Here is a 10,110-nt window from a genome sequence, read left to right on the forward strand (position 1 = left end):
TTACGGGGGCCCAGGTCGGAGCTGCGAGGGGATAGTCACGCGGTGTGGCCTCCTGCCGTAGGCAGTCCGCCTCGCACGGCCCAGGACTCTGGTCAGGGTGCTACTCGTAAACGGTGGCTGCGCTCAGGGCTCTGGCGAAGAAGACCCAGTCACCGTTGTCAGGTAGGTCGTGACCGGCACTCCGATACCAGCCGGCCGCGTCATCGACCCAAGCGGCGAGAGCCTCCAGGAAGTCACCAAGGTCGGCGTTGTCCCACGAGGCGGCGCTGTCGGCATAGTCACGGTGCAGGGAGCGGACAAACGACGCCAGCGCTTCCCTGCTATCCACGCGGTCAGGAGACGAAGTCATGGGCCTGGACGCTACCGCCCTTGGGACTACTGCTTTGCAGGTCTGGCAGTGATCGCCGCGACGGGCCTGCTGGTCGGTAGTCGTTGATGTCAGCGATGCATGTCAGGCGATGCGTTCCGCAAGGCTGTCGAACCCCGCTCCGCCATGATCCGATGGCAACCAAGGGTTGGCAGTGGCTCTGGGCTCGGGCCCAGGCAAGCTCGTGGGGGGGGCACATGCAGTGGTCAGCGGTTGTTGCCACGGCTCTGGGCACGGTTCTTGGTGTGGTCAGCACGCTCGTTGCTGACCACGTCCGATGGCGCCGTGACACATCAGAGCGGGAGCGTGATGCACTGCGCACCGCCTGCATGGAATACCTCACGGCACTCGCTCAGGCCCGGGACGCATTTTCCCGGGGCGAGCTTCGTCCGGAACGCATCGGCAACGGTCACGTCGCGATCGGCGAGCATGGTGTGTACGCAGCACAGCATCAACTGCAATTGGTGGCCCAGCAGCCGGTTGTCGAAATGGCCGGACGCGCCACTCTCAGCGTGCTCGACTTCCACGACGTCGTGGTTGCCGGTCATGACTCGGACTCCGTGGAGTACCTCCGTGCCTGGCGGGCCGCTCGCGAGGCCCGCAGCGCGTTAACCGACGAGATGAGGACGGCTCTGCAGCGAACCTGAGACGAGGTATACAAGCATCCAGGTGGAACACGCAACTCCTCTCCCTGAAGCGTACTGGGCAGGCGCCACTAAAAAGCGTGCAGGCCAAGCCTAGGGGCAGGAGAGGGGTTTTAGGGCCGATTCTTAACGGGGCTTCTTGCTCTGAGCCCTGTTGGGGAATCTCAATGAACTGAATATCTGCAGGTCCACACCGTGGCCGTTCGCGCCTGAGCAACAGAGCGCTACAGTGCCCTACCGAGAGCTTCAGAACGGGGGGATGGATTGTGCGAGGACGTAACGCGGCCACCTGTGCGCTTCTGGTCGTCACCCTGGCCGGGTGCAGCGGCACTCCACACAACGACGAGGGGAAGAAAACGGCCTCACCTCGGCCGTCCATCGCTGACTTTGTCGGCAAGACCAAGAGCGAAGCAGATTCCGTACTGAGCTCGCCGATGACGTTGAGGGCCTATCTGGACGTAGAAACGAAAGCGGATCGCAGTGATTCCACATTCGATACATGGATCATCTGCAAGCAGAAAGTGCAGCGGGACGGCCCTGTGATGTTCTCTGTCGCCGCCACCCGCGAAGCCTGCGGATTGCCCTCGGTGCCTGATAGCCCGGAACCTCATTCGCCCTCCCCCGACGTCGTGGACGAGGTTCCCGCATCATCAGACAAGGACGATCGATACGCCGACGCCGTGAAAACCCGCGCCCCCGGACTCGGACCGGTGGAAGCCGACGACCTCGGAGTTCAGGGGCAGCTCATATGTACAGAACTCGATGCGGGTGACAGCCCCCGAGAAGTACTCGAAACCGCGCAGGCCGCATACCCGGGAGCGAAGGGGCTGGCCATCGTTACCGAAGCCCCGCCCGTCTACTGCCCGTCGCATACGTCCGCTGTGGCGGCAGCACTGAAGTAACTCGCGGACCAATCCGGAAAGCCCAGGTCGGAACACTGGGCCACGGAGAGCACAGTCACCCGTGGTGGTCCGCCTGCCGGTGCGAGGCGCCGAGCCGGACCAAGCCTCTCGCAGCCGCGCCCCACCAAAGAGACCAAGCCGACGTGTCCACCCCCCGCCGCCTTCGTTGGCCACCGCGCCATGGTGGCGGGTGTGGGGTACGTCAGGAGCGTGGAGCAGTGGCCGTGACCCGTTGGATCGTGATCAACGTGCCTTCCTGGCTGCTGCTGGCCGGGCTCGTCGTCGGCATCGCCGGCGGGACGGCGGCCTTCCAGGCGGTGGTCCGGCACCGCATCCCCCGCGTCAAGCGGGGCGAGCAGAACGAGATCGCGCAGTTCCTCTTCCCCGTGATCGCGGTCGTCTACGGATTCCTCATCGGCTTCATCGTTCTCGCCCTATGGGGCCAGGTGAACGCCGCGGACCAGACGACCCGGACCGAGGGCGCCATGGCGACGCAGCTGGCCAGGAGCCGCGAGGTGTTCGGCAGGGCCGAGAGCGCACGGATCAGGCAGAGCCTGTTGGCGTACGGACGCGCGGCGGCGGCCGAGTGGCCCCGGGCCGCGGCAGGCGATGCCACGCCCGGGGCCGAGAACGCGCTGAACCGCCTGCACAGCACGTACGAGCGCATTCAGCCCCGCAACGACACCCAGCGGGCCTTCCTCACCAGCTCGCTCGCGTCCCTGAGGGAACTGAGCCTCGCCCGCACGGAACGACTGCTCGAGGCACGCACCAACATCGGCCCGCCCCTGTCCCTGTGGCTCGCGGTCCTTCTGACCAGTGGACTGGTCCTCGGATTCTCCGCCACCTTCGGCTCCGAGCAGGCCCTGATCCACTACGGGATGGTCGCGGCGGTGAGCGTCCTCGTCGCCACCAACCTGTTCCTGGTCACGGAACTGTCGTATCCGTTCCTCGGCGAGTTCGCCACGTCGCCGGAGCCGCTGCGCGCGGCGGTCGAGACCCTGTCGCCACCCTGATAGCCGGCGGGCGGACTCAGGGGAGGGAAGGCACGGAAAAGGGCAGGGAGAGGATTCCTCTCCCTGCCCTCATCTGCGAGTACCCAGCGGTCAGCCGGAGCCCACGAAGACCACGAACAGCAGCCAGACCACGGGCGCGGTCGGCAGCAGCGAGTCGAGCCGGTCCATGATGCCGCCGTGACCGGGGAGCAAGGTGCCCATGTCCTTGATGCCGAGGTCCCGCTTGATCATGGATTCGCCGAGGTCGCCGAGGGTCGCGCTGGCCGCGACGGCGAGGCCGAGCAGCAGGCCCTGCCACCAGGCGCCGCCCGTGATGAGGAACTCCATGCACAGCGCACCGGCCGCCATCGCGAAGAGCACCGCGCCGACGAGTCCCTCGCGGGTCTTCCCGGGGCTGATGCGCGGCGCGAGCTTGTGCTTCCCGAACCGCCAGCCGACCGCGTACGCACCGGTGTCGCTGACGACCGTCAGCAGCAGGAACGTCAGCACCCGCTGCGGCCCGTCGTCCTCGGCCGCGAGCATCAGCGCCACGAACGTCGCGAGGAACGGCACATAGAACGCCGCGAAGACGCCGGCGGTGACGTCCCGCAGATAGTTCTCGGGCGCCTCGGTCATCCGCCACACGAGCACGGCGAGCGCGGTGAGCGCCATCGCCACCCAGGCTCCCTCGGCGCCGCGGACGTATCCGGCGACCACCATGGCGGTGCCGCCGACCGCGAGCGGCACCAGCGGCACCTTGATGTCCTTGCGCTCCGCCAGCCGCGAGGTCAGCTCCCACAGGCCCACTACTACGGCGATCGCTATCACGCCGATGAAGACGGGCTTGTAGACGAAGAGCGACGCGAGAATGATCGCGCCGAGGCCGACGCCGACCCCTATGGCGGCGGGCAGGTTGCGGCCCGCGCTCTTCTTCTTCGGCTTCTCTGAGTCCGGCGAGCTGTCGGACCCGGAAAGAGAGGTGGGCATGGGCTCCTGCGGCTTTTCGTCGCGGAACAGGGGGCCGCTCCGTCGAGCAGCCCCCCGGTCGTCCAGGTGGTCCCGGCTATCCCGGATGTCCCGATATCCCCGGTTGTCATCCTGGCGTCCGCCTTGCCCGGGCACAAAGGGCATGGGCCGAGTCTGCGCCGCATCGCCCCGGTCGTACACCGGACCCGCCGGAACGGGGGGCGCCGACCCGCGCAGCGAGGGGGCCGGGCCGTGGTCGGGCGGTCCCCATTGACCGGCGCCGGGCGGGGCCCCCCAGGAAGACTCGTTCATCAGACCTCGAGGAGCTCGGATTCCTTGTGCTTGAGCAGCTCGTCCACCTGCGCCACGTACTTCGCGGTGGTGTCGTCGAGCTCCTTCTCGGCGCGGCGCACCTCGTCCTCGCCGGTCTCCTTGTCCTTGACCAGCTTGTCGAGGGTCTCCTTGGCCTTGCGCCGGACGCTGCGGATCGAGATCTTCGCGTCCTCGCCCTTGTTCTTGGCGACCTTGATGAACTCCTTGCGGCGCTCCTCGGTCAGCTCCGGGAACGTCACTCGGATGATGTTGCCGTCGTTGCTCGGGTTGACGCCGAGGTCGGAGTCGCGGATGGCCTGCTCGATGTTGCGCAGCGCGCTCTTGTCGAACGGGGTCACCACGGCCATCCGCGGTTCGGGAACCGAGAACGACGCCAGCTGGTTGATCGGCGTCATGGCGCCGTAGTAGTCCGCCACGATCTTGTTGAACATCGCCGGGTGCGCACGCCCGGTGCGAATCGCGGCGAAGTCCTCCTTGGCGACCACGACGGCCTTCTCCATCTTCTCCTCGGCCTCGAGGAGGATCTCTTCGATCACCACTTGCTCCTGGTCTTTTCGGTAAGAAGCAGAGCCTCGCCCCTGCCGCGCGTGTTCTCCTGCACGGTGTCCGACCGGCAGGCCGTTGTCCATCCCCGTACCGGGGTCTTACCCCGGTACGGCGTTGCCGCCCGTACGGGCCGATGCCCGTACGGAATCGCGGCAGTTGAGGCCGTCAGGCCCGGGTGTCCTGATCGCTGACGAGCGTGCCGATCTTCTCACCCTTCACCGCACGCGCGATGTTGCCCTCGGCGAGCAGCTCGAAGACGAGGATCGGGAGCTTGTTGTCCCGGCACAGCGTGATGGCGGTGGCATCGGCGACCTTCAGGTCCCGGGTGATCACCTCGCCGTATTCGAGGGCGTCGAACTTCACCGCGTCCGGGTTCTTCTTGGGGTCGGAGTCGTAGACGCCGTCCACCCCGTTCTTGCCCATCAGCATGGCCTCGGCGTCGATCTCCAGGGCGCGCTGGGCGGCGGTGGTGTCGGTGGAGAAGTACGGCATGCCCATACCGGCGCCGAAGATCACGACCCGGCCCTTCTCCAGATGGCGCACCGCACGCAGCGGAATGTACGGCTCCGCGACCTGCCCCATGGTGATGGCCGTCTGGACGCGGGAGTCGATGCCCTCCTTCTCCAGGAAGTCCTGGAGGGCCAGACAGTTCATGACCGTGCCGAGCATGCCCATGTAGTCGGAGCGGGCCCGGTCCATACCGCGCTGCTGGAGTTCGGCGCCGCGGAAGAAGTTGCCGCCGCCGATCACGATGGCGATCTCGTAGCCGTCGCGCACCACGGCGGCGATCTCGCGGGCCATCGCGTGCACGACGTCGGGGTCGACGCCCAGTCCGCCGCCGCCGGCGAATGCTTCGCCCGACAGCTTCAGCAGGAAGCGTCGCCTGCCGCCGTGGCCGGAATGGTCTGCGTGCGCGCCGTCGGCACCGTGATTCATTGAGCTCTCCTCGTGCACATACGAAGAAGGCCATTGCCGTGGGTCCTGGTCCAGATCCCTCTGCGGCAATGGCCTCCTCGTCACATCTGCGGCCGGCCGTTGAGCGGCCGACTGCGTACGACCCTAGCGGGGTCGTAGGTCATTCGCTGCCTTCGCGACAGGCTCAGATGCCGACCTTGATGCGCGAGAAGCGCTTCAGGGTGACACCGGCCTCCTGGAGGACCTTCTCGACGGACTTCTTGTTGTCGAGCGCGTACGGCTGACCGAGCAGCGTCGCGTCCTTGAAGAAGCCGTTGAGGCGACCCTCGACGATCTTCGGAAGAGCAGCCTCGGGCTTGCCCTCCGCGCGGGTGGTCTCCTCGGCGACGCGGCGCTCGGCCTCGACGACCTCGGCCGGGACGTCGTCCTTGGCGAGGTACTTCGGCGCGAACGCGGCGATGTGCTGGGCGATGCCCTTGGCGACCTCGGCGTTCTCCTTGTCGAGCTCGACGAGGACACCGATCTGCGGGGGAAGGTCGGGCATGGTGCGGTGCATGTACACCGACACGTAGCCGTCGGAGAACTGCGCGAAGCGGTCCAGGACGATCTTCTCGCCCAGGGTGGCGTTGGCCTCGTCGACGAACGCCTGGACGGTCTTGCCGGCCTCGATCTCGGAGGCGAGCAGGGCCTCGAGGTCGGCCGGAGCGGTCTTCGCGACGTGCGCGGCGATCTCGTTGGCGACGGCCTGGAACTTCTCGCCCTTGGCGACGAAGTCCGTCTCGCACTTCAGCTCGACGATGACGCCGGAGGCGTTGTCGTCGGCGATGAGGGAGACCACCGCGCCGTTCTCGGCGGAACGGCCCTCGCGCTTGGCGACGCCCTTCTGGCCCTTGATGCGCAGCGCCTCGACGGCCTTGTCGACGTTGCCCTCGGCCTCGTCCAGGGCCTTCTTGCAGTCCATCATGCCGGCGCCGGTGAGCTCGCGGAGCTTCTTGACGTCAGCGGCGGTGTAGTTCGCCATGGTCTGTGAATCTCTTCTCGAAATCTCGAAGTCGAAAGATCTACGGGTGGACGGCGGGGGCGGCGCTTGTGGCGCCCTCCCCCGCCGTCGTCAACCGGATGCTGCGGGTCAGGCCTGCTCAGCCGGCTTCTCGGCCTCGGCGGCGGGAGCCTCGGCGGCCGGGGCGGCCTCCTCGGCGGGCTTCTCCTCGGCCTTGGGGGCCTCGTCGTCAGCCTTCTTCTCGCCCTCGAGCAGGTCGCGCTCCCACTCGGCCAGCGGCTCGGCGGCAGCGGCCTTCTCGCCGGGCTTCTGGTCGCCGGTGGCGGCACCGGAGCGGGCGATGAGGCCCTCGGCGACAGCGTCGGCGATCACGCGGGTGAGCAGGGTGACGGAGCGGATCGCGTCGTCGTTGCCCGGGATCTTGTAGTCGACCTCGTCCGGGTCGCAGTTGGTGTCGAGGATCGCGACGACCGGGATGTTGAGCTTGCGCGCCTCACCGACGGCAATGTGCTCCTTCTTGGTGTCCACGATCCAGACGGCGCTGGGCACCTTCTGCATCTCGCGGATACCGCCGAGGGTCTTCTCCAGCTTGGCCTTCTCGCGGGAGAGAACCAGGAGCTCCTTCTTGGTGAGGCCGGAGGCGGCCACATCCTCGAAGTCGATCTGCTCGAGCTCCTTCAGGCGCTGCAGGCGCTTGTAGACGGTCGAGAAGTTGGTCAGCATGCCGCCGAGCCAGCGCTGGTTCACGTAGGGCATGCCCACGCGGGTCGCCTGCTCGGCAATGGCCTCCTGGGCCTGCTTCTTCGTGCCGACGAACATGACCGAGCCGCCGTGGGCGACGGTCTCCTTGACGAACTCGTAGGCGCGGTCGATGTACGACAGCGACTGGAGCAGGTCGATGATGTAGATGCCGTTGCGCTCGGTGAAGATGAAGCGCTTCATCTTCGGGTTCCAGCGGCGGGTCTGGTGCCCGAAGTGGACGCCGCTCTCCAGCAGCTCCCGCATCGTGACGACGGCCATGGCCGTACTCCTTGTTGTACTCGGTTTCACTGCGGCCGGTCGGCCGCGGTGCCTGACGCCCCGACGCGCCTGCCGGGGATGACACCTTGCGGAGCCGTCCGAGGACCGAGGGGCGCGGCCGTCGTGCTGCCCGAAACGGGACTGGTGCACTGACGGCGGGGCGTGCGAAGTCGACCCGGTGACCCGGATCGCCATCAGAAGTGTACGGGACTGCTGATGCACCGGGCGACACGCTCCGTTTCGAGCCCCACACGAGTGACACCGTTGTCCACAACCAGCCGCTCATCCACAGCTTCAACCCAAGATCCACACGCCCCGACGAACTGCGCCACCGTCAGCACATGCGACGCACCACACGACGAACCCCAGGCCCGAACCGACGCTTCCGCACCTTCACGGGGCCCGGCGGGCGCTTCACAGGATCACCCCCCGGCGACCGGGCGGGTGCAGTGGACCGAGCGGGACCGGCTGGTCGGCCGGGGCGGCTCGATCGACAGCGGTCCGCTGATCGGCGGGGGCGGCTCGACCGATCACGGTCAGACGGTCGGCCAGGGCGGCCTGGTCGATCTCGGTCGGCCGATCGGCGAGGGCGACCGGGTCGATCGCAGTCAGCCGATCCGCGAGGGCGACCGGGTCGATCGCAGTCAGCCGATCCGCCAGGGCAGCTCGACCGCCCGCGGTCAGCCGATCGGCTACGGCCGGTTGATCGGGTAGGGCCGGTCGACCGGCTGCGGCAGGGCGACAGCGGTCCGGGGCCTGGTCGCGGCTTCCGGGCGACCGGGCGGAGGGCGGGTTCCGGGGGCCGGGGTCGGCCGGGAGACGGGCCCCAGAGCCTGAGCCAGGAGGGACACGCGCCTGGCCCCCTTCCTCCTTCCCCGTCCCGGTCCCGGTCGCGGGCCCAGTCCGGGTGCCGACCCCGGTCCCGATCCCAATTCGGGTCCCCGTCCGGGTCCGGGCCCCAGCCCCGGCCCCAGCCCGGGTCCCACTCCCGGCCTCGATCCCCATCCCGCCTCTGGTCCCCCTTCCGGCCTCGTCGCCCCCTGTCCCAGCCGGGGTCGCGCTTCCGGTCGCCCGGGCCGCTGCCCCCGGCGCCGCAGCGCGATCCGAACGGATACGGGCCGAGCTGCTTCTTCCCCGCCCACGCGTGGGGCGCACTCCTGGCCCCGACCGCGGCCGCGGTCCTCACCCTCTTCGCCCCATCACTCGCGAACGCTGCCGCCACGGCTCCGTCCACGAGCGGGGCGACGGGACGCGGCGCGGAGCGCGTGGTGGAGCGTGAGCCAGCGCACGGGCTGGGGCTCATGGCGGGCCGACCGGTGGAGGTGAGGACAGTCCGGGCCATGGACGGCAGAGCCGACCCATCAGCGAATCGGCCGGTGGCTCGTGCGGCGGGTGTGGGACGCAGCTGGGTGGCGGGGACTCCCAGAGGCGAGGCACCTCCGGAAGGTGCCGCACCATCCGCCGAGGACCGATCGTGGCCGGTGGGAGGACCTACAGGCTTACAGCCCACAGTGCTCAGGGGCTGGAAACCACCTCCTGCCCCCTGGGCAGCGGGGCACCGAGGGGTGGACCTGGCCGCGTCCGCAGGTGCCGTGGTGCGAGCCGCGGCACCGGGCCGGGTGACCTACGCGGGAACCGTCGCCGGCCGCGGCGTCCTGACCCTTGAGGTATCCCGCTCGGGCCACCCGCCCCTACGAACCACCTACGAACCCGTACGGTCCACGGTCAAGAAGGGCCAGCGCGTCACGGCGGGCCAGCCGGTCGCCCTCCTGCAGAAGGGCGGCCCGTTCCACTGCCGGGAGCCCTGCCTCCACTGGGGCCTGCGCCGCGGCAAGACCTACCTGGACCCGTTGTCGCTGCTGCCCCAGAACATGCTCCGCGGCGGCCCCTCCCGGCTACTGCCGATCATCGGGGTGCCTGTACCAGCGGGCGCAGATCCCACTCCCCCACATCCGGATCAAACCGAACCGACATCCCAGGTCGGAAGTTCGGCCCCGACAGCAACCGCCCTCATAGAGGCGGCAGCCCTCGCACTTGTAGCGGCCTGGGCACTTCGCCGTCTTCCCTCGCGGCGCTCTGCGGTGAGCGAGGGCACACGAAAGCGGCACGGTTGGCGCTACGGCGGCGCGCCCTCTGACCAGGTGCTGAGTAAGCACACGAGGCGACTGTGATCGCGCCGACTAGACGATCACGGCACGACACGAGCGCAGCCCGTAGGCAAGAGCCGTGGTCCTGGCCGCACAGGTAGCCGAACACGGCCAGGACCCGACACAGCCGGAGCCAGCGGAAAAGCGGCACCGCATGTCGGTGCCCCGCCACGGGCACGACCGGGCTGCGGGCTGCGGGCTGCGGGCTGCGGGCTGCGGGCTGCGGGCTGCGGGCTGCGGGCTGCGGGCTGCGGGCTGCGGGCTGCGGGCTGCGGGCT

General features: G+C 68.6%; 11 protein-coding genes. 4 read left to right on the top strand and 7 right to left on the bottom strand.

The features are described from left to right. Positions 1–100: 100 nt before the first annotated feature. Together ACGFN2_RS27795 and ACGFN2_RS27800 are read right to left on the bottom strand one after the other, a co-directional pair. Complete coding sequence (locus ACGFN2_RS27795; protein WP_393365156.1) at positions 101–349, bottom strand: hypothetical protein; 249 nt, start codon at positions 347–349, stop codon at positions 101–103. A gap of 311 nt (positions 350–660) precedes the next feature. Continuing rightward, on the bottom strand, positions 661–915 hold the full coding sequence (locus ACGFN2_RS27800) for a hypothetical protein (protein ID WP_393365158.1): 255 nt from the start codon (positions 913–915) through the stop codon (positions 661–663). 362 nt (positions 916–1,277) lie between these two features. Between ACGFN2_RS27800 and ACGFN2_RS27805 the strand changes: the two genes are divergently transcribed. Next, positions 1,278–1,913 carry a DUF732 domain-containing protein gene (locus tag ACGFN2_RS27805; protein ID WP_393365160.1) on the top strand — a complete coding sequence of 212 codons (636 nt, stop codon included), beginning with the start codon at positions 1,278–1,280 and terminating at the stop codon, positions 1,911–1,913. A gap of 218 nt (positions 1,914–2,131) precedes the next feature. Beyond that, a complete protein-coding gene (locus tag ACGFN2_RS27810; protein WP_362604196.1) occupies positions 2,132–2,926 on the top strand; it encodes a hypothetical protein in 795 nt (264 codons plus the stop codon). Positions 2,927–3,016: 90 nt separating this feature from the next. Here the strand turns inward: ACGFN2_RS27810 and ACGFN2_RS27815 are convergent, their stop codons facing one another. The 5 genes from ACGFN2_RS27815 to rpsB all read right to left on the bottom strand — a co-directional run bounded on the left by ACGFN2_RS27815 (position 3,017) and on the right by rpsB (position 7,685). Beyond that, positions 3,017–4,183 (bottom strand): phosphatidate cytidylyltransferase, encoded by a 1,167-nt coding sequence (locus ACGFN2_RS27815; RefSeq protein ID WP_362604198.1) that lies wholly within the window; start codon positions 4,181–4,183, stop codon positions 3,017–3,019. Beyond that, complete coding sequence (gene frr, locus ACGFN2_RS27820) at positions 4,183–4,740, bottom strand: ribosome recycling factor (RefSeq protein WP_030087489.1); 558 nt, start codon at positions 4,738–4,740, stop codon at positions 4,183–4,185. The genes ACGFN2_RS27815 and frr overlap by 1 nt, the downstream gene beginning before the upstream one ends. Before the next feature lie 175 nt (positions 4,741–4,915). After that, complete coding sequence (pyrH, locus tag ACGFN2_RS27825) at positions 4,916–5,686, bottom strand: UMP kinase (RefSeq protein WP_159743169.1); 771 nt, start codon at positions 5,684–5,686, stop codon at positions 4,916–4,918. 163 nt (positions 5,687–5,849) lie between these two features. Further along, the gene (gene tsf / locus ACGFN2_RS27830; protein ID WP_393365163.1) at positions 5,850–6,686 is read right to left on the bottom strand and encodes a translation elongation factor Ts; all 837 of its coding nucleotides are present in this window, start codon (positions 6,684–6,686) and stop codon (positions 5,850–5,852) included. A 108-nt stretch (positions 6,687–6,794) separates the two neighbouring features. Beyond that, a complete protein-coding gene (gene rpsB / locus ACGFN2_RS27835) occupies positions 6,795–7,685 on the bottom strand; it encodes a 30S ribosomal protein S2 (RefSeq protein ID WP_235467547.1) in 891 nt (296 codons plus the stop codon). A gap of 444 nt (positions 7,686–8,129) precedes the next feature. On the opposite strand from rpsB, the gene ACGFN2_RS27840 reads away from it, so the two are divergent. Further along, complete coding sequence (locus ACGFN2_RS27840) at positions 8,130–8,399, top strand: hypothetical protein (protein ID WP_393365166.1); 270 nt, start codon at positions 8,130–8,132, stop codon at positions 8,397–8,399. Between the two features lie 626 nt (positions 8,400–9,025). Next, positions 9,026–9,856 (top strand): murein hydrolase activator EnvC family protein, encoded by an 831-nt coding sequence (locus ACGFN2_RS27845; protein WP_393365168.1) that lies wholly within the window; start codon positions 9,026–9,028, stop codon positions 9,854–9,856. Positions 9,857–10,110: the final 254 nt, after the last annotated feature.

It is taken from the genome of Streptomyces sp. NPDC048612, assembly GCF_043199295.1.
GTDB lineage: Bacteria > Actinomycetota > Actinomycetes > Streptomycetales > Streptomycetaceae > Streptomyces.

Excerpts from the sequence above, each read along its gene's own strand:
- ACGFN2_RS27795 (WP_393365156.1), bottom strand. The coding sequence starts at position 349 with ATGACTTCGTCTCCTGACCGCGTGGATAGCAGGGAAGCGCTGGCGTCG.
- ACGFN2_RS27845 (WP_393365168.1), top strand. The coding sequence starts at position 9,026 with ATGGACGGCAGAGCCGACCCATCAGCGAATCGGCCGGTGGCTCGTGCG.
- rpsB (WP_235467547.1), bottom strand. The coding sequence starts at position 7,685 with ATGGCCGTCGTCACGATGCGGGAGCTGCTGGAGAGCGGCGTCCACTTC.
- ACGFN2_RS27800 (WP_393365158.1), bottom strand. The coding sequence starts at position 915 with ATGACCGGCAACCACGACGTCGTGGAAGTCGAGCACGCTGAGAGTGGC.
- ACGFN2_RS27815 (WP_362604198.1), bottom strand. The coding sequence starts at position 4,183 with ATGAACGAGTCTTCCTGGGGGGCCCCGCCCGGCGCCGGTCAATGGGGA.
- pyrH (WP_159743169.1), bottom strand. The coding sequence starts at position 5,686 with ATGAATCACGGTGCCGACGGCGCGCACGCAGACCATTCCGGCCACGGC.
- tsf (WP_393365163.1), bottom strand. The coding sequence starts at position 6,686 with ATGGCGAACTACACCGCCGCTGACGTCAAGAAGCTCCGCGAGCTCACC.